The following is an 18,119-nucleotide window of genomic DNA, read 5'->3' as shown; positions in this document are numbered from 1 at the left end:
TCTCTAGCAATAATTCTGCAAATTTGATTTTTCTCTTTGGCGATTGATGATATAATTAAAAGAGACTATATAGGAGGGAGTATGAGAGGATTCGGTATAGCAGTATTTTTGTTAATTTTTATTGCTTCTCTATCCTATGCTCAAGAGAGAAAAGGGGTAGAGAATTTATTGGATCAAATAGAGAAAAGGGGCCAGGTTTATAGCGAGGAAGAAGCTATAGCAGGCCTTGAAATTAGCTATGATTTTGAGATGGGTTCAGAATATACCTCTTTTAGTTATGAAGAACCGCCCATAAATATAGAAGATGAAGGCGATTTCTATGGTGTGTTCGGTGTACTTACGCGTCGTTCAAAAAGCGATTGTCTAATAAGTCGTGTAGAAGGACGCTTTGCATACGGCCGTGTTGATTACGATGGTTCTTTAAGTAACGGTACCCCCCATACAGATGAAGGAGACGATTATACTGCTGAAATTCGAGGCCTATTAGGTCGGGATTTTCAAAGAGCAGATTCTACTATAACTCCTTTTGTTGGATTCGGATATCGCTATTTGAATGACCAGCTTGAATCTATCTATGCATACGAACGCGAGATAACGTATCTTTATAGCCCTGTTGGTTTTGAGACGTCGACTCCCTTGGGCCAGGATTGGACATGGGGTGTGCGGGCAGAATACGATATCTTCTGGTCCGGCGTTGTAAAGAGTCATCTTAGCGATGTCGACGCCAGCCTTAACGATTTAAGGAATGAGCAGGATAATGGTTATGGCGTGCGTGGTTCAGTTTATTTAAAAAAGAAAATCAATGAAAAATTCCAACTATCGATAGAACCATTTTTCCGCTACTGGGAGATCGAAGATTCTAATCTGGCATTGATTACAGTTTCTGGTACAGTTGTTAGTGCAGGCTATGAACCGGCAAACAGAACTAAGGAATATGGCCTTAAAGTATCGCTAATTTGGTAGAAGATATAAAGTGGTAATATATAATGTGGACAGCTTAATGCAGAAGAGGCAACTTTCTAAGTTTGAAAGTTGCTTTTTTGTTTCCAATGTAGGATGATTGGATAAAAGAAATGTATAGAATCTTCAAGAAGCCATTAACAATAATTTGTCTAGTCTTAATCGGATATTTAATTTTAACTGTCTTTTTTACCTATCCTTTGGCTGCTAATTTCTCTAGGGCAATTGTCGGCGATAAGGGAGAGGCTGCGCTTTTTCTTTGGAATCTATGGTGGGTAAAATTTGCCCTACTAGATCTTAAGACAAATCCTTTCTATACAGACTATATTTTCTATCCTCAGGGTATAAATTTAGCCTTACATGAATTTACATTCTTGAATGGATTGATGTCTATTCCCCTGCAATTACTCTTTGGCTTAACTATTTCATATAACATCATTGCTGTGTTAAGCTTTGTCCTCTCAGGCCTAGGAGCTTATTTATTAATAAACTATCTTACGCGTAACAAACTGGCATCATTTATTGGTGGTATTATTTTTGCATTCTGTCCATATAAATTTGTGCACCTGTTAGGCCATATGGACTTAGTAACTACTCAATGGATTCCATTCTATATCCTTTTTCTAATTCGCATGACGAAGGAGAAGGAAGCTAGATTATATAATGGGATTTTAGCCGGGCTTTTCTTGTTATTTAATGCCTTATCCGCCTATTATTATTTTGTTTTTTTGATTATTTTTACAGGATTTTATCTGGTATATGTACGTTTATCAGATAGGAAACTTATCTTAAATTCCTTATTCCTTAAAAATTTTTTAGCACTCATTATAACTTTCTTTATACTTTTTCTACCTATTCTAATATCTTCAATTAGCTATACAATTAAAGAAGGCCGTACTGAACCAAGAGGTCTAAAAGAAGCTCTTTACGCTGCAGATTTATTTAGTTTTTTTGTTTCCTCGGACCAACATTTCCTTATGGGAAGATATCTAGGATTTAACTCCGGAGAAAAAATGGCTTTTCTTGGCTTTACTGTTATTATTTTGACAGTTTTAGCAATAATTAAATTTTACAAAAAAAGAGAAGTTAAATTTTGGTCTCTTACTCTTATTATATTTCTTTTACTATCGTTAGGTCTATATCTTCATGTCGGAGGCAGAAAGACCATTGTCCCTCTTCCTTTTTTCATTATTTATTTTTTCCCACTTATAAAGAATCTTAGGGCCCCAGGGCGGTTTATCATAATGGCTATATTAAATTGTGCAATTTTATCGTCTTTTTTCCTGAGTTTTATCTTTGATAGATTGAAAAAAGCATCGCAAAAGACTTTTGTCGCTCTTGCTGTAATAGCATTAATCTCATTTGAGTATCTGTCGAAAATTCCCATGCAATACACAAAGGCCCCTTCTGTTTATGAGCATATCAGAGAAGATGAGGAGGATATTACTGTTTTAGAGATACCGCTAGGATGGCAGAATAGCTTTCAATTACTCGGTGCCGATAGCACATATATTATGTATTTTCAAACTATCCATGAAAAACGGACATTTGGCGGTCTTGTCTCAAGGTTTCCTGACAATAGAGTAGATTATTACAGTAATCTGCCGGTTATCAGTAGCATCATAAACCTACAGCATAAGAAAGATTATGTTTTTCCCGCAGATATTATTGAAGAACAGAAGATGGCAGAAAATTTCAAAAACTTCTTTAAGGTAAAATATATTATAATTCATGCACCATATCTAGATAGCCCAGTTCATAAGTATATAAAAGATGTTTTTTCTTTAAATAAAATATACGAAGATAATAAAGTGGTTGCTTATCAGATTAGCGATTTTAAATAGGAAAAATTATTAAAAAAATAAGATACCACTAGCTATATTTACTCTAGTTAATAAGGTCTATCTATGAGGGAAGGGCAATAGGGTTATTAAATAGGGTTATCGAGGCCCAGGTAAGAGTAAATGATTAATATTCCTGACTTCTATAAAAGCAAATTAAGTATAATTTTGTTATTTTCTCTAATTGCGTTTATTTTTACCCTTCCTGTATTTCATAATTTCGATAATTGGGGTATTCAAGATTGGGATCAGCATTTGTTTTATAATGCCGTCCCCAGGGCTACTATTCTAAAATATCATCAGTTCCCTCTATGGAATCCATATTATTGTGGTGGAATGGATTTATTGGCAAATCCTCAGTCAACATTCCTTTCTCCAGCATTTCTTTTAGTTTTACTATTCGGCGTTATAAGGGGCATAAAGATAGAAATTTGGCTGCATCTTGTTATTGGAATGTTTGGCGTTTTTCGCCTAGCACGATATTATAGACAGAGTCAGGCTGCAGCAGTCCTATCTTCTTTTGTTTTCATGCTTAGCAGCATGTATGCCTTAAGCATTACTGCAGGAATGAGTACCTTTTTGACGATAGCCTTTATACCATGGGCAATTCTTTACTATTTGGAATCATTTTCTAATTTAAAATACGTCTTTTTAAGTAGTTTATTTTGCGTGTTAATGTTCTTTGCTGGCGGAGTTCAAGTATTAATTATTACTTTAACTTTTATCGCAGCGCATTCTTTTTTATCTGTATTGTGTAGGCAACATAGATTAATTAGAGCACTAAAGACTCTAGTCATTATTTTGATTATCGTCTCTTGTTTAAGCGCCGTTAAATCTCTTCCTTTTCAAGAGCTTGTGTTGCAACGCTATCGATTTACTACTGAATACGATGGTTTCAGTCTAAATTCTTTACGTTTTGGTTTATTTAGTCGTGATCAATCCTTAGCTGCGATAGCTAAACTCCCAGAAGGCATGTCTGGTTTTATTAATGGTGTCAGCTATGCTATGGATGAGAATGGTATGTATGTTGGGATAATTCCGTTTCTGCTGTTTTTGATTGGACTGGGGCTATTCTTCAAAAAGAGAATAGTTTTGGTATTGTCTTTTCTAATCTTTCTATGGCTTGGTTTTGGTAATCGTATCCCGTTTAGTCTTTGGGAACTGCTTCATCGTCTGCCGATATATAACTCAATGCGGGTGGCGCAACGATTTCGGTTCGTGTTTATGTTATGTTTATCAATTTTTGCTGGATTTGGGTTTGATGCAGTGAGTTTGTATATTAGACGCATTATTGTCAATAGATTCATAGTGCGATTTATTATGCTGACCATCCTGTTTGTTGTTTTAGTTGACCTTATGTTAGTTAATTCAGACGTATTAAAAGATGCCTTTCCATTTCCTCCACTAAAAACACTAAAAAGTGATACCTTTCGACAGGTTGAAACAACCGTATTACTATATGAGGAAGATTTTTGTATCAGCTCAAATAGAAATTTTTTCTACTATAAGGATGATGGATGGGGATTATATCCTGGTTTTTTGTGTAACATCGGAGTTATAAATGCATACGAACCACTTTTTGTACCTACGAATGTCGCCTCAATGCATTCTAATAATTACAAAGGAGAGGTTTACCTTAGAGGGACACAAGGTGAAGTACAGATTAGCAAATGGTCACCCAACAGGGTCAGGGTAGATGTTAATGCGTTAAGTAAAGGTTATTTAGTGTTCAATCAGAATTACAATTCTGGATGGAAAATAAAAGGAGGCAGGGACTATAAGACAGTATCACTAAATGGATTGGTGGGGACTGTAATTACTCCAGAAGATAAAGAAATAGAGTTTTATTATTTATCTGATAGCTTTATAATCGGATCGACTATAAGTTTAATAACATTTTTATTTATTATAATTTTATTATTGAAGACCCGTAGCAGGACTGCAGCGGAATTTAATAATTTAATAGGAGGAAGGAGATTATCTAGCTTTAAGATAGTCTTACTGTTGTTTGTTTTGTCTCTGTTTATTCTGGTCAGTAGTAATATCCTTATTAAAAGAGATGAGAACCGTCTAGGTTATATTTCTGGAGTTGATCAATCTGATTTGGTAATAGCTATAGATTACGCCTCTGAGGGTAAATTCAAAGAGGCACGAAAGCAGTATAAAAAAAATGTAGAAAACAACAGATTAAGCGCTGCTTCTAAAAGGGCATTAAAGGTACTAAAGGATCTTAATAAGGCAGTCATAGATAAAGATTATGTCATTCATTTGTTTAAAGGTGATAAGTATTTTTTGGAAGATTTTCAGACAGGAGATCATGAACGGGCGATTAAAGAATACAAGGCGGCCATGGAAATAAACCCTAATTATGCCGAGGCCTATGTTGGTCTTGGTGGTGTTTACTATTATTCAGGCAGAAAGAAACAGGCCATACCTTATTTTGAGAAAGCCCTCCAATTAAATCCAGGAGACAGTGAGGCTTACTTTTTGACCGGCAGTAGCTACAGGGAATTAAGCGAGGTTGAAGAAGCTAGGGGAGATTTAGTGAAAGCCAAAGAGCTGCATGAGCGAGAAGAGATTTACTTTAAAAAATCTGTAGAGTTAGACCCTAAAAATAGCAGTTCTTGTTGTAACCTTGCTCAGGCTTACAAGGTATTGGGTGGATTCAAGTATAGAGATGGAGATTTATTGAAGGCCAAAGAACTGTATGAACAGGCAGAAATTAACTTTAAAAAAGCTATAGAGTTAGATCCTGAAATTTCTGTTATCTATAATTATCTTGCTCAAACCTACGTACTACTAGGTAAAACTTATAGGGAATCAGCTCAAATGGGACTCTATTATTCTCCTGGCGCTGCACAAAGAGGGCAGGCTATAGCCTACTTGAAAAAGGCTATACAATTAAACCCTGATGAGGCCTCTGCCTATAGATATCTTGGACAGTCTTATAGAGACTTGGCACAAATCGAAGAGATCAAGGGAAATTTGAAAAAGGCAGGCGGGCTTTTCGAGCAAGCAAGAGATAGCTTACAAAAAGCAAAAGAGTTGTACAGACTAGAAAGAAATTCTAAAGAGGAGAGATTCCTAGAAGATTATCTTAAGTTAATTCCTTGATTATTTCCGCCTGTCTAGTTTAGACTTGTAAAAATTTGACAAACGATGTAATATAATCAATATTAATAGAGACAAATGCGCCCATGGCTCAATTGGATAGAGCACCAGTCTACGGAACTGGTTGTTGTAGGTTCGAATCCTACTGGGCGCGTTTTATGATAGGATGAATGAAGTGAAGAAAATACATGAACTTTTTATGCACCAGGCTTTGAGAGAGGCAAAGAAGGCCAGCGGACATGAGGATGTGCCAGTAGGAGCGCTTATTGTCTATGAGGATAAGATTATCTCTCGAGCCTGCAATCAGGTCGAACTTTTGCACGATCCAACAGCACATGCAGAGATGATTGCCTTGACAGCTGCGACTAATTTCTTTAAGGCCAAATGGCTGAAAAAATGTTCTATGTATGTTACTATAGAGCCCTGTTCTATGTGTGCCGGAGCATTGGTTTTGGCACGTATTAAAGAAGTATTCTTCGGAGCAGCCGATCCTAAAGCAGGCGCTTGTGGTTCTGCGCTTAATATTGCTAACAATTCAAAATTAAATCATCGCATTAAGGTAAAAAGCGGGATCTTGAGCCAAGACTGCGCTGCATTGCTTCAAGAATTTTTTAGGAAGCAGAGATTAAAGCAGGCTGCGCTAAATAATTGATAAACAGGAGAGGTCGCGTAGTGGCCTAGCGCGCGAGTCTGGAGTACTCGTGTACCGAAAGGTACCGTGGGTTCAAATCCCACCCTCTCCGATGATCCTTTAATGTTGATGAAAAAGATTACTTATTCTTGTTTAAATTTTTTAGTTGTGCTATAATTTTTTTGTTGTTCCTTTAAGCTATCTTTAGATCTTACCCAATCTCATGTCTTATATAGTCTTTGCCCGTAAATGGCGACCACAAAATTTTGATGAAGTTTTAGGTCAGGAGCATGTCGCAAAAACACTCAAGAATGCTCTCAGTTCAGAACGCATAGCCCACGCCTATATTTTTTGCGGTCCGCGGGGAGTGGGAAAGACTTCTACCGCCCGCATTCTTGCCAAGGCCCTCAACTGCCAGAAAGGGATTTCTTCCAACCCTTGTAATAAATGCTCAACTTGCGAAGAGATTTCTAAAGGCACAAACCTTGATATCTTAGAGATAGATGGTGCTTCTAATCGCGGCATTGATGAGATAAGGCAATTGAGAGAAAATGTTAAGTTTTCTCCTTCTTCCGGAAGATTCAAGATATATATAATAGATGAAGTGCATATGCTTACTACTGAGGCGTTCAATGCGCTTCTAAAGACCCTGGAAGAACCACCCGAACATGTTAAATTTATTTTTGCTACGACTCAAGCATATAAAGTGCCTTCAACAGTCCTGTCTCGTTGTCAGCGTTTTGATTTCAGGAAGATCCCTATCTTAAAGATTACACAAAAGTTAGAAGAAATAATCAAGTCTGAGCATGTCAAGATTGATGAAAAAGTCCTGCTTTCCATTGCAAAGGCCTGCGAAGGTTCGCTACGCGACGCAGAATCGATTCTTGATCAGCTTATCTCTTATAGCGCCGATAAGATATCGCTTAAAGATGTAAGTTCTGTCTTAGGCCTAATTGAACAGGATGTACTTTTTGAATTCAGCAAGAGGATTATTCAAAGTGATAGCATTGCACTGGTAAAACTGTTAGATACCTTAATCGCTGGTGGTAAAGATTTGAGTAAGCTTTTGGATAATATAATTGAACATTTTCGAAATCTTATGATAGCAAGAATTAGTGATTCGTCTAAATTAACAGGCATTGTTGATTTACCTCAAGAATTTATTGAGGCGATTTCCAAACAGAGCCAACAATTGAGCCTAGACAGAATCTTGCATATTTTAGGAGTCTTGATTGATGTTAAGGCGCTGGGAAAGAGAATTAATTCTTTACGTATACCACTTGAAGTATCTCTTGTAAAATTAACGTATAAGGCGCATAATCAAGATAAGAAAGCTCCTGATGTCGAGCCGATTATAAGAACAATACCGACTGTTATAAAGAGTGAACGTGGTTCGTTTATGATTTCAAGTGAGAAAGAGCCTACTAAAGAGGATACTCCTGATGTAGGCAACAAGGAGACAGCTAGCGTTAGCCTGGAAATGATAAATTCTATCTGGAAGCAATGCCTGATTGCTATTGGCAAGAAGAAGATGTCTGTAGCCACATATCTAGCAGATGCTAAGCCTCAGAAGTGCCAGGAGGATCTAATTACCTTAGTTCTTCCTAAGACCTCAGATTTCCACAAAGAATTCTTAGTGCATAAGGAGAACCGCGAACTTATTGAGCAGACTTTAGGAGTTCTGCTGCAGGCTAAAATTAGAATAGATGTTATTATCGGTGATAGAGAGGTTCAAGAGCCGGGCGGGACAGATGATTTTCTAAAGGATGTCTTAGATACATTTAAAGGCAGGGTGATTTAGATAATGGCAAATTTTCCTCCTACCTTAGAAAATCTTATCAAGGAATTAGTAAAGATGCCTGGGATAGGCAGAAGGAGCGCGCAACGCATTGCTTTTTACATACTGCATTCTGTGCGTCCCGAAGTTAAAAGATTGGTTTCGGCAATTATAAGGGCAAAGGAATCTATTTGTTTCTGCAAGGTATGTAATAACTTAAGCGATAAAGAAATCTGTTCTATTTGTCAGGACCCGGCTCGGATCAAAACCGGTCTTTGTATTGTTGAAGGTCCCAATGATGTAGCTGTTATTGAGAACGCAGGTACTTTTAAAGGCAGATATCATGTATTGTTAGGTTCGATTGCTCCTCTTGAAGGTAAGGGGCCAGAGGATTTAAAGATTGATGATCTCTTGCAGCGCATAAAGCAAGAGGGGATAAATGAATTGATTATAGCTACTGATGCTGATACAGAGGGTGAAACCACCGCTTTATACCTAACCAAATTTCTTAAACCCACCGGCGTAAAGATTACTCGTATAGGCTTAGGCATTCCTATGGGAGGTAATATCGAATACGCAGATTCCCACACAATAAGCCAAGCCTTAGAACACAGAAAAGAGATTTGTAGCGAAAGAGCCTAATTTAAGTAAAATCTTATCTGATTGTTATAAGCACTTCGAATCAAGCCCATTAGAATAGTATGATAGGATGATTTTACTATCATGAATAGAACTTTATTTGAGAAAGTGATTTCCCGTAGAGATTTTTGTAAGGCCTGTCTTCTAACAGGAGCAGGTCTTGTGGTTTCTCCGTTAGTTCTGGATTTATTGAACAGATCTAGCCAGGCCGAAGAAGGAAAAGGAGGCATGGGCTTTCTCAATTCAAAAGAGGCAATGTTTTATGAGAAGTTAGATGAGACAACAATTCAATGTCATCTCTGTCCGAGGAATTGTGTGCTCAAAAATGGAATGAGGGGTTTTTGTAAGGTAAGAGAACCACACGATGGTAAACACTATACCCTCGTATATGGGAATCCTACTGCAGTACATGTTGATCCCATTGAGAAAAAACCATTGTTTCATTTTTTGCCCGCAACCTTGGCATTCTCTATTGCCACAGCAGGTTGCAATTTCCGATGTAAATATTGCCAGAACTGGCAGATCTCACAATTTCCTCCTGAGGAAACCTCAAATCAATATCTACCGCCTAAGGCTGCAGTTGAAGCCAGCATGAAATACAGATGTCCTACCATAGCTTATACTTATAGTGAGCCATCTATATTCTACGAATATATGTTAGATACAGCGGAGATTGCACGTAGCCACGGCCTGAGAAACATCTATCACTCCAACGGATCTCTTAACCCCAAGCCGGCAGAGAAACTCGCAGCTTATCTGGACGGAGCTAATATTGACCTGAAAGGTTTTACACAGGAATTCTACAGCAAAATTCCAGAAGGGGATCTGGATACAGTATTAAATACTATAAAGATTCTTAAAAAGAATAGAGTTCATGTAGAGATTACTAACTTAATAATTCCTTCTCTTAACGATGATATGGCAACGATAAGAAAGATGTGCAAGTGGTTGAAGAGTGAAGTAGGTAAAGATGTCCCTGTCCACTTTTCCAGATTCTATCCTACTTATAAATTGAAGAATATTTCCCCTACTCCCCTAAAGACTCTGGAGGAGGCAAGAAGAGTAGCGATGGAAGAAGGGCTTTTGTTTGTTTATATCGGCAATGTACCTGGACATGAGGCTGAAAACACATATTGCCCAACTGACGGCAAGCTATTGATTCGCAGACTTGGCTACAAGATATTAGAGAATAATATTGTAAATGGAAAGTGCAAATTCTGTCAAACAGACATATCAGGGGTTTGGTAAAATAAGGATTAAATAAATGAAGAAACAGCTTAGCTTTGCCTTGATATTAATCGGCTTTAGCGCCATGGCCGGGCAAATCATCTTGATGCGTGAGTTTCTGGTAGTCTTCTACGGAAACGAACTTTCCCTGGGTATTACATTGGCTAGCTGGTTATTCTGGATGGCGCTAGGAAGCTGGGGGCTAGGCAGGTGGATGGTTGAGCGGATTAGTCAAAGGTTAGTTATTTTAAGCCTGGGTGAAATAATATTAGCATTTATCTTGCCTCTAAGTGTTTTAGCAGTCAGGCTCGTTCCTTTATGGCTACATTACTTACCAGGTGAGATTATTGGGGTTCTTCCTATGAGTTTGGCTACTTTTATTTTATTAGCACCCATTTGTCTATTGGGAGGATTTCTTTTTGTTTTAGGTTGCCAAACCTATAAGACTCACGTAGAGCTTGATGATTCTAATGGAATCAAGGCAGGTCCTGCTAGAGGAGGGGCAAGCCAGATTGGTTACGTATATATTTTAGAAGCCATAGGAGCTTCTGTGGGAGGGTTGATAACCAGTCTTTTGTTAATCCGCTTGCTTTCACCTATCTACATTATGTTTTTACTTAGTATATTGAATTTATTCTCTGCCTTTTTGCTGTTGCGCAAGAGGAGGACTTTGGCTATTTTTTGCGCAGCGCTTATTATTGTATTCATTTTCCTTATTTCCTCAGGCCAGCTATATTTACTACGTCAGCACTCCTTAAGTCTGCAATGGAGGGATTACAAACTTCTGACATCGCAAAATTCAGTATATGGAAATATCGCCATTACCAGGAGGAAAGAACTTTTTAGTGTTTTTAGCAATGGATTATATAGCTTTACTGTGCCAGATGACTTTAGCAGTGAAAGCAAGGCTCATCTTCCGCTTCTTCAACATCCTGATCCTAAAAAGGTTTTGCTGATAGGAGGTGGTTCAAGCGGGCAATTGCAGGAGGTATTAAAACATCCGGTAGAAAGAGTAGATTATGTTGAGCTAGATCCTTTGCTAATTAGCTTGGCAAGAGAATTTCTTCCGCCGAATGAGGCATTAGATGATCCCAGGGTTAGGATTATAACGAATATGGATGCAAGGTTATTTATCAAGAGGTCAAAGGAGAGTTACGATGTGGTGATTATAAATCTTCCGTCTCCCAATACTGCCCAGCTTAATAGATTCTATACTAAAGAATTTTATGCTGAGGCAGAAAATGTTCTAAAGTCCGATGGAATCTTATGTTTTTCGATGCAATCCAACCCTAATTATATCAGCACAGAGCAGAAGCAACTTTACCTTACATTAGAAAGGACCTTAGAGAGTGTTTTTTCTCAAGTAGAGATAACTCCGGGTGAGACAAATTTCTTTTTTGCTTCAAATAAGAAGGGAATACTTACTTTAGACTGGCAGGTCCTGATAGAGAGGCTTAAGAAGAGAAGCATTCAAGCAAGGTATGTGAGGGAGTACTATCTCTTTAGCGAATTCTCCCAAGAAAGGATAGATTCTTTTAAGAAAATGTTGGCTCAGTCAAAGGCAGGGGCTATCAATACAGATTTTAAGCCCATTGCTTATTACTATAATTTAGTCCTCTGGAACACATATTTTAAATATAATTTAAAAAAGCTATTCAAATTTATAAGCCCTAAAAAGATTTATATTGCAACAGCATTTATTTATGTTCTTCTGCTCTGGCCTATATGGTTTAGGATTAAAGGCAGGAGGTTTGCTAATTGGGGGGTTCTGACTTGTATGGGAACTACGGGCTTTGCGGAAATAACATTTCAGATTATAACCTTGCTTTCATTCCAGGTTCTCTACGGATACGTCTATTATAAATTGGGGATTATCTTAACTTCTTATATGATAGGTTTAATCTTTGGCAGCTGGTGTATTACGAAGAGATTGGAAAAACAAGATTATGAAATTTCATTCAAAATCAAAACAGAGAATTATAAATTGTTTTCCAAGACGCAGATAGCAATATTTATCTATCCTTTAATGCTGCCGCTTCTATTTTGGCTATTTTTAAATCTAAAAGGTAGATTTAGTTTTTGGCTGGGCTCAAATATTATATTTCCGCTATTGCCTCTAATCCCTGGTTTTATTGGCGGATTCCAGTTTCCTTTAGCCAATAGCTTAAATCTTGAGGCTAACGCTCTGGGAGTTTCTCGTTCAGCTGGCCTTACCTATGGTATAGATCTTTTTGGTTCATGTCTAGGTGCAATTCTAACCTCTATATTTTTAATTCCTATGCTTGGGATACCCCTGACATGTCTTTTAGTTGCGGGATTAAACTTGGCAGGATTAATATTGCTGAAAGGCTACTCTCTAAATACCTCTGCAGAGAAGATATAGATTTCGCATTTACCAGTTTTCCAGGCATCAGGCGCTATTCCTGCTTTACTAGCGCAGAGTGAACTCATAAATTGTTCTTTAGTCCAGCCGGTTTCGGTTGCTACCTGCGGCAGATATACACCACTTCTAAAGAAATCCTTAACAAGCACACCGTGTTTTCCTAGAATTATTTCATCATGATTAGTAATCTTTTTTAATGGCGATAAGGCAGAGATCTCGATGTCGATATCGGGCAACTCATCTTTTGTGACTGAACTAAAACGCGGATCCTCAGTTGCAGATGCGATCGCCATATCCCTGACCGTTAAATACAACGCTTTTGTCCCGATAATGTTTCCAATGCAACCCCGTAGTTGTCCTTTTTTATGCAAAGTGACAAAAGCGCCCATAGTTTGCTTCAGAATAGGATCATCTTCTTTAACTTCCAAGGTCTTACCAGTAGTAAGGAAATGCCTAATCGTATCACGTGCAAGTTTTAAGAGTTTATTTTTCTGATCTTGGCTTAAGAGTTCTTTTTCTTCCATTTTTTCATTCTCCGCTATTTTTTTCTTATCCTCTTTTATAAATGCTGCACTTAGATATCCAACCACACGATTTTTATCCCAGAGGACATCTCCTGAGTTAGCCTGCTTTAGAATTTGCACTGTATTGGCACCTAATTTTTTAGCAGCAATCATCGTAGAGACCACGCTAGCTGTTCCGCACATACGGTTTTTCCCGTGGCTGGATAAAAATAATTCTTCCGGCTCCATTTTTTTTATTAAATCTATAGTCTTTGCATCAGTCTCATTTGCTTGGTTGTATGAAAGATAATGGCTCATATCAGTGCTTGCTATGATGAGGAAGTTTTGTCGATCTTTTAACACCTGATAAAGGCTCGCGCCTAGAATTTCGCAATTTTTGAGATCTTGTCTGCCAATAGCAATAAGTACAACCTTTGGATTCCCCAGGGCAGTCTGGATAAAGGGCAATATAAGTTCAATAGAATTTTCATTTTGAAATGCATCGATTTTACTAAATATTTTCTTATGGCTATTTATAAGTTTAGTACTTAAATCTTTTTCAATATGGAGAACGCCCAAAGGGGTTTTTATTCCATCTTTGTCAAATACAGCAATGCCATCATAGTCAATGGCATGATTAAAGCCCACGACTATAACAGTATTAATCTGTTTATCTTTGACTGCTTTAAAGCCATAAGCTGACACCTGGCCTGAATATTTAATGCCTGCATGGGGAGAGATTATGGCAATTACCTCTCCCTTAACCGGAGCAATTTCAGCTTTTTTCAGATAATTTTCAATCTGATGGGAGAGGATGAGCTTGTTAGCCGGATACCAGCTTCCAGATAAATCAGCATTTTTGATATCCAGCGCAAGGGATGCATGTGGCAAGGCAATCGCAATTACAAGGAAAGTAGTTAAGAATAGGACTTTGCGCATAGTAATATGTATTATACTGCTAGCTGATAGTTGAGGCAAATAGAATAAATAGGCTTTTTTGAATTGAATGTTCTATTCTTTAGGCCTATAATATTGCATTATGGATGAGAAAATAATGCATCTTATTTTTGAATTCTTACCATTTTTGCTCATAGCGGTAGTTTTGATTGTCGTTGCGTTTGCTTCCGGTAAGAAGAAGTCGAAGATATTACAGTCTTTAGCTAAGGAGTTTTCGGGTAAAATTTCGATTTTTCCCGTGGTTACCTTAAAAGGGAAATTTAATGGCGTAAATTTTAAGCTTTGGCTTATTCCTGCAAGTCGTCATAGCCCCCCATATTTGTATGTTTATTTTTACAAAAGGCCATCCTTTAATCTTATTATTCGCAAAGAATCATCCCTGATGCGTTTTGGTAAGAAGTTTGGCATGGTTCAGGCTATAAAGACTCGTGATCCGGATTTTGATAAAGAGTTTTTATGCATATCTAAAAATAAAGGCACGGTTTTAAGTATCTTGAGCAGACTAGAAGTAAAGCAGGCAATAAGGGATATATTTTCAAGGGGCTTTACTCAGTTAAGGGCAAAGAAAGAATTTTCCATCAGCAAGCCTAATTACAGGATAAGAGAGGATATAACACTTGATAATATACGTTTTATCTTAGAACGTCTGTATATTATCTCCCGCGGCTACTAAGAAGGTTTCTTCTTGACTAAATAGGGCATTCAGATAAAATAGTAGAACGTTCTTTTAAAGCGAAATACTAAATATGAATGATGAATAAAATTCCCCTGTAGCTCAGTTGGTAGAGCGGGTGGCTGTGCGAGTCCGTCAAAGCCGGATGAACATCCTGAGGTAAAGCCAAGGGATTTAGAAAGCGCAGCTTCTGCGGGAAACCGCAGTTGACAAAGCGGGCTAATTCAGGGAAGTCCTCAAAACCAAGGATAATCCTGAGCTAAGTGTGCGAGGCTAAAGAGCCGAGCCTAAATGTGCAGAGACTATATACCCGCTGCCCTAACGTAAAGTCGAGGGCAATGATATAGTCCAAGTCCGAAAGTAATTTCGGGTCACTTGTAACCACCATGTCCGAGGTTCGAGTCCTCGCGGGGGAGCCATTTGATACTCTGAGCGAACAATGCCCCATTTGGGTGTTGTTCGCTCTTTGTATTTTTGGGGTCGGGTATGGTGAGGTTGGGTTGTTCGAAGTAGCTTATTTTGAGGTGTCCTGTTGATTTGTCGTCTGTTGATTCGTGGTATTCGATGACTTCTATGATGTTGTAGAGCAGGTCTTTCAGTTGCTGAGGATTAGCTTTATCTATTACGTCCCTGAGCTGTTGGAAGTTTTGCTTCATTGTTTCTGCGCTCAGTATTTCCTGACTGGCTTTTTCTATTTCGAAAGAAGTTTCTTCTATCTTTTTTTCTAGGCTTTCGCGTTCTTCTTCAAGAGTTTTGACGCGTTCAGAGAATGTTCTGAATGCCTGTCCGGCCTCTATGGCGTCCACTATCTTTCCGAGCCTGCCTTTGACTTCTTGAAGTTTTGCCAGAAGCCTTTTTTTATTCTCCTCAAGCTGGGTTATCTGTTTGTTTCCTGCCTTGCTAGCCCTTTCTATCATTGCGTCAATTTCTTCTTGCTTGGTTGACAGCTCGCGGACTCTTTCGAGAACAAAGTCTTCAATGCTTTTAGCAGGAACATATTTGGCTTTGCACGCTTGTTTTCCTATGTGGCTGTTCTGGGTGCATTGATAATAATGGTATGGCTGTCCGGAGCCGTTCTTGCCGCTTTTTGGAGTGAGCATTGAGCCGCACTTGCCGCACTTGAGAATGCCCTGGAGGATGTAGACGTGTTGCTTGGGTGCTCTTTCATTGGTTCTTGTTTTACGGTTCTTTCCTAGTATTGTCTGGACTTTATCGAATGTTTTTGCATCTATGATGGGCTTCTGTATTCCTTTGTATAGTTTGCCGGCCCAACTGATTTTTCCAATATAGGCGGAGTTTGTCAGAAGTCTTATTACTGCTTGTTTTGTGAAGAGGGTATTGCCGTGTTTTTTGCCTCTGCGTGATTCGTATGTTGGCATTCTGTGGCCGAGTTCGTTAAGTATTTGTTGGGTTTGGCCTGCGCTGCCTTTTTGCATGCATAGCTCGAAAGCTTTGTTTATCAGTTTGGATTGTTCTTTGTTGATTTTGAGCACGCCCTTTTTTTCTTTATCAAGGTCGTAGCCGAGTATTCTGCCTCCGTTCCAGAGTCCTTGTTCTGCGCGGTATTGCATTGTGGCTGAGGTTCTTTCTCCGGTTTGCTCGCGTTCGAGTTGAGCGAAGACGAGGATGATGGTGAGCATTGCTCTGCCGATTGCTGTGCTTGTGTCGAATTTTTCGTTTAGGCTGATGAGTTGTATGCCTTGGTCTTTGAATGTTTCCCATAGGTTGGAGAAGTCTTTGAGGCTGCGGGTGAGCCTGTCGATTTTCCAGACGACTATGGTGTTTATTTTGCCGTCGTTGATGTCTTGCATCATGCGCTGGAATTGTGGGCGCTTGAGGTCTTTGGCACTGCGTCCTTCTTCTCGGTAGGTTCCGCTTATTTTCCACTTGTCTTGTTTGGATGTGTTTTCGTAGTTGACGTAGGCTTTTAGCTTGGATTCCTGGGCGTCGAGGCTGCCGTCTTCAACGCTTGCCTGGCGGGGGGTAGAAACTCGAATATATAGGGCGCACTTTTTGTCTTTCATAATTCTTTCCTGTTATTAACTGTATCATATGGTAGTCCAAATAAGACATTTTGTCAATTAGTTTCTTTGCTTTCGGCTATTATCTGGCTGCCTATGGCTTGTATTTCGTTCCATCGTTCTTCGGGCTTTTGGTGTTTTGATTTATCTCGTTTGAGGGTGCCGGGAGGCAGAAGTTCCCACGTGAAGCTGTGAAGCTTCATTTTTCTGCTTCTGCATTTTTTGCTTACTGCTTTCTTCACTGTTCCGGCCCCTTTTTTCGGTTTTGGATTTATAGAGTTTCGTCTGTTGGTATTTCGTTTTCTTGATTCGTGATTGCGTCAGGGTCAATTGCAAGACTGATTTCGAGCTTTTTATTTCTGTAAATCCGCAAACTCTTACTTAATCTTGCAAGCATGTTTAACGTTTGTTCTGTCGATAGGTGGTAAATGTCGGCTATGCCGTGTATAGACTCAGGTTCGGGACAATTTGCAAGAAATACTACCAGTTCTTGTTCTGCTTCTGTCAGCTTTTGTGGTTTTGCCATAACGTCCTCCTTATTGTTTAAGTGTTGAAAATTATTAGAACATTGTTCCCATGTCATTTATTGTGTCGTCTAGGTCGTCCATTAGTTCTCCGAATCCGTCATATCCCACTTTACCTTTGTTTTCTAAGCCTTGGCTGTACATGCCTTTGATGGTATTGAGCTTGGCGGGTTTGTATACGTTTTTAGGTATTTGTTTTACGCTTTCTGTGCCGTCCAGCCATGTTTTTCTTTCTCTTGCGTCTTGCCATCCTTCAGCTTGTGCTTGTTTGTCTGTTACGTCTTCAATTTCTGGCTCTTCTGGTTCTGGCGGGTCTGGTGGCAGCCCGCTTAGTTGCTGTTGTATTTCTTCCAGTTTTTCAATTACCGCTTCTTCCTGATGTGGTGTCTTGTGGGGTGTTTCTAGGAATTCTTCAAGCCCTTCTTTCATGGCTTCAAGCCGTTCTCTTTGGCTGATTTCTTCTGTGTTCTTGCCAAAAGGATAAGGAATGTTGTGCTGAGCTTTTTTCCCGGGTTCTGATGGATAGTTGTATGGCTTTGGCGATCCTTCACGGCCAGAGGTTTGTTTTAGTCCTTGTATTTCTTTTTCTTCAGAGACCTCGTGTTTTGCTGGTTCTTTGCTGAGCAGCTCGTGTCCTTTTTCTGTTAGTGCTTCAATTTTTTCTTCCGGAATTCCTTCTTCGTGCATAATATTAGCTATGGTATCTTTTGTTGCGTCCGCGCTGAATTCGGAGATGCCTTCCTGCATTGACTGTTCGATAAGTTCGTCAGCTTCTTTTGTTGCATCAAGGGAGATGTTTTCTGCTTCTTCAATGCCTTCCATTTCTTCAGGTGTTTCCATGTTTTCCATTCCTTCAGTTTCTTCCATGATTT

14 protein-coding genes and 2 tRNA genes are annotated in these 18,119 nt (G+C 38.8%); 11 read left to right on the top strand and 5 right to left on the bottom strand.

The features are described from left to right. Positions 1 to 81: 81 nt before the first annotated feature. From KJ593_07670 to KJ593_07625, 10 genes are all read left to right on the top strand, one after another. The gene (locus KJ593_07670; protein MBU2541765.1) at positions 82 to 963 is read left to right on the top strand and encodes a hypothetical protein; all 882 of its coding nucleotides are present in this window, start codon (positions 82 to 84) and stop codon (positions 961 to 963) included. A gap of 110 nt (positions 964 to 1,073) precedes the next feature. Continuing rightward, the gene (locus KJ593_07665) at positions 1,074 to 2,804 is read left to right on the top strand and encodes a hypothetical protein (protein ID MBU2541764.1); all 1,731 of its coding nucleotides are present in this window, start codon (positions 1,074 to 1,076) and stop codon (positions 2,802 to 2,804) included. A 120-nt stretch (positions 2,805 to 2,924) separates the two neighbouring features. Then, a complete protein-coding gene (locus KJ593_07660; protein MBU2541763.1) occupies positions 2,925 to 5,915 on the top strand; it encodes a tetratricopeptide repeat protein in 2,991 nt (996 codons plus the stop codon). A gap of 77 nt (positions 5,916 to 5,992) precedes the next feature. Continuing rightward, positions 5,993 to 6,066, top strand: a tRNA-Arg gene (locus KJ593_07655). 12 nt (positions 6,067 to 6,078) lie between these two features. Then, positions 6,079 to 6,564: a tRNA adenosine(34) deaminase TadA gene (gene tadA, locus KJ593_07650; protein ID MBU2541762.1), complete on the top strand. Its 486-nt coding sequence runs from the start codon at positions 6,079 to 6,081 to the stop codon at positions 6,562 to 6,564. A 6-nt stretch (positions 6,565 to 6,570) separates the two neighbouring features. After that, positions 6,571 to 6,655, top strand: a tRNA-Ser gene (locus KJ593_07645). A gap of 111 nt (positions 6,656 to 6,766) precedes the next feature. Then, on the top strand, positions 6,767 to 8,344 hold the full coding sequence (gene dnaX / locus KJ593_07640; GenBank protein MBU2541761.1) for a DNA polymerase III subunit gamma/tau: 1,578 nt from the start codon (positions 6,767 to 6,769) through the stop codon (positions 8,342 to 8,344). Between the two features lie 3 nt (positions 8,345 to 8,347). Continuing rightward, positions 8,348 to 8,962, top strand: a complete 615-nt coding sequence (gene recR / locus KJ593_07635) for a recombination mediator RecR (GenBank protein ID MBU2541760.1) — start codon at positions 8,348 to 8,350, stop codon at positions 8,960 to 8,962. Positions 8,963 to 9,187: 225 nt separating this feature from the next. Then, positions 9,188 to 10,207, top strand: a complete 1,020-nt coding sequence (gene amrS, locus KJ593_07630; protein MBU2541759.1) for an AmmeMemoRadiSam system radical SAM enzyme — start codon at positions 9,188 to 9,190, stop codon at positions 10,205 to 10,207. A 16-nt stretch (positions 10,208 to 10,223) separates the two neighbouring features. Then, positions 10,224 to 12,569: a fused MFS/spermidine synthase gene (locus KJ593_07625; protein MBU2541758.1), complete on the top strand. Its 2,346-nt coding sequence runs from the start codon at positions 10,224 to 10,226 to the stop codon at positions 12,567 to 12,569. Here the strand turns inward: KJ593_07625 and amrB are convergent. Further along, positions 12,536 to 14,011, bottom strand: coding sequence for an AmmeMemoRadiSam system protein B (gene amrB, locus KJ593_07620; GenBank protein ID MBU2541757.1), 1,476 nt, complete (start codon positions 14,009 to 14,011; stop codon positions 12,536 to 12,538). The genes KJ593_07625 and amrB overlap by 34 nt on opposite strands. 100 nt (positions 14,012 to 14,111) lie before the next feature. On the opposite strand from amrB, the gene KJ593_07615 reads away from it, so the two are divergent. After that, positions 14,112 to 14,702 carry a hypothetical protein gene (locus tag KJ593_07615; GenBank protein ID MBU2541756.1) on the top strand — a complete coding sequence of 197 codons (591 nt, stop codon included), beginning with the start codon at positions 14,112 to 14,114 and terminating at the stop codon, positions 14,700 to 14,702. A gap of 371 nt (positions 14,703 to 15,073) precedes the next feature. On the opposite strand, the gene KJ593_07610 is transcribed toward KJ593_07615, so the two are convergent. Genes KJ593_07610 through KJ593_07595 form a run of 4 tightly spaced genes read right to left on the bottom strand, consistent with a single transcriptional unit; the run spans position 15,074 to position 18,114 of the window. After that, complete coding sequence (locus KJ593_07610; protein MBU2541755.1) at positions 15,074 to 16,726, bottom strand: recombinase family protein; 1,653 nt, start codon at positions 16,724 to 16,726, stop codon at positions 15,074 to 15,076. Positions 16,727 to 16,779: 53 nt separating this feature from the next. After that, positions 16,780 to 16,965 (bottom strand): hypothetical protein, encoded by a 186-nt coding sequence (locus tag KJ593_07605; protein ID MBU2541754.1) that lies wholly within the window; start codon positions 16,963 to 16,965, stop codon positions 16,780 to 16,782. 29 nt (positions 16,966 to 16,994) lie between these two features. Beyond that, positions 16,995 to 17,249: a hypothetical protein gene (locus KJ593_07600; protein ID MBU2541753.1), complete on the bottom strand. Its 255-nt coding sequence runs from the start codon at positions 17,247 to 17,249 to the stop codon at positions 16,995 to 16,997. Positions 17,250 to 17,283: 34 nt separating this feature from the next. Then, positions 17,284 to 18,114: a hypothetical protein gene (locus KJ593_07595; GenBank protein MBU2541752.1), complete on the bottom strand. Its 831-nt coding sequence runs from the start codon at positions 18,112 to 18,114 to the stop codon at positions 17,284 to 17,286. Between the last annotated feature and the right edge of the window lie 5 nt (positions 18,115 to 18,119).

The organism is Candidatus Omnitrophota bacterium (assembly GCA_018830005.1).
In the GTDB taxonomy this organism is placed as follows: domain Bacteria; phylum Omnitrophota; class Gorgyraeia; order JAHJTE01; family JAHJTE01; genus JAHJTE01.
The sequence above is the reverse complement of the archived record's forward strand: the minus strand, read 5'-3'. Positions and strand labels throughout refer to the sequence as shown.

Coding starts and splice junctions, on each gene's coding strand:
- KJ593_07670 (MBU2541765.1), top strand. CDS start 82: ATGAGAGGATTCGGTATAGCAGTATTTTTGTTAATTTTTATTGCTTCT.
- KJ593_07665 (MBU2541764.1), top strand. CDS start 1,074: ATGTATAGAATCTTCAAGAAGCCATTAACAATAATTTGTCTAGTCTTA.
- KJ593_07660 (MBU2541763.1), top strand. CDS start 2,925: ATGATTAATATTCCTGACTTCTATAAAAGCAAATTAAGTATAATTTTG.
- tadA (MBU2541762.1), top strand. CDS start 6,079: ATGAATGAAGTGAAGAAAATACATGAACTTTTTATGCACCAGGCTTTG.
- dnaX (MBU2541761.1), top strand. CDS start 6,767: ATGTCTTATATAGTCTTTGCCCGTAAATGGCGACCACAAAATTTTGAT.
- recR (MBU2541760.1), top strand. CDS start 8,348: ATGGCAAATTTTCCTCCTACCTTAGAAAATCTTATCAAGGAATTAGTA.
- amrS (MBU2541759.1), top strand. CDS start 9,188: ATGGGCTTTCTCAATTCAAAAGAGGCAATGTTTTATGAGAAGTTAGAT.
- KJ593_07625 (MBU2541758.1), top strand. CDS start 10,224: ATGAAGAAACAGCTTAGCTTTGCCTTGATATTAATCGGCTTTAGCGCC.
- amrB (MBU2541757.1), bottom strand. CDS start 14,011: ATGCGCAAAGTCCTATTCTTAACTACTTTCCTTGTAATTGCGATTGCC.
- KJ593_07615 (MBU2541756.1), top strand. CDS start 14,112: ATGGATGAGAAAATAATGCATCTTATTTTTGAATTCTTACCATTTTTG.
- KJ593_07610 (MBU2541755.1), bottom strand. CDS start 16,726: ATGAAAGACAAAAAGTGCGCCCTATATATTCGAGTTTCTACCCCCCGC.
- KJ593_07600 (MBU2541753.1), bottom strand. CDS start 17,249: ATGGCAAAACCACAAAAGCTGACAGAAGCAGAACAAGAACTGGTAGTA.
- KJ593_07595 (MBU2541752.1), bottom strand. CDS start 18,114: ATGGAAGAAACTGAAGGAATGGAAAACATGGAAACACCTGAAGAAATG.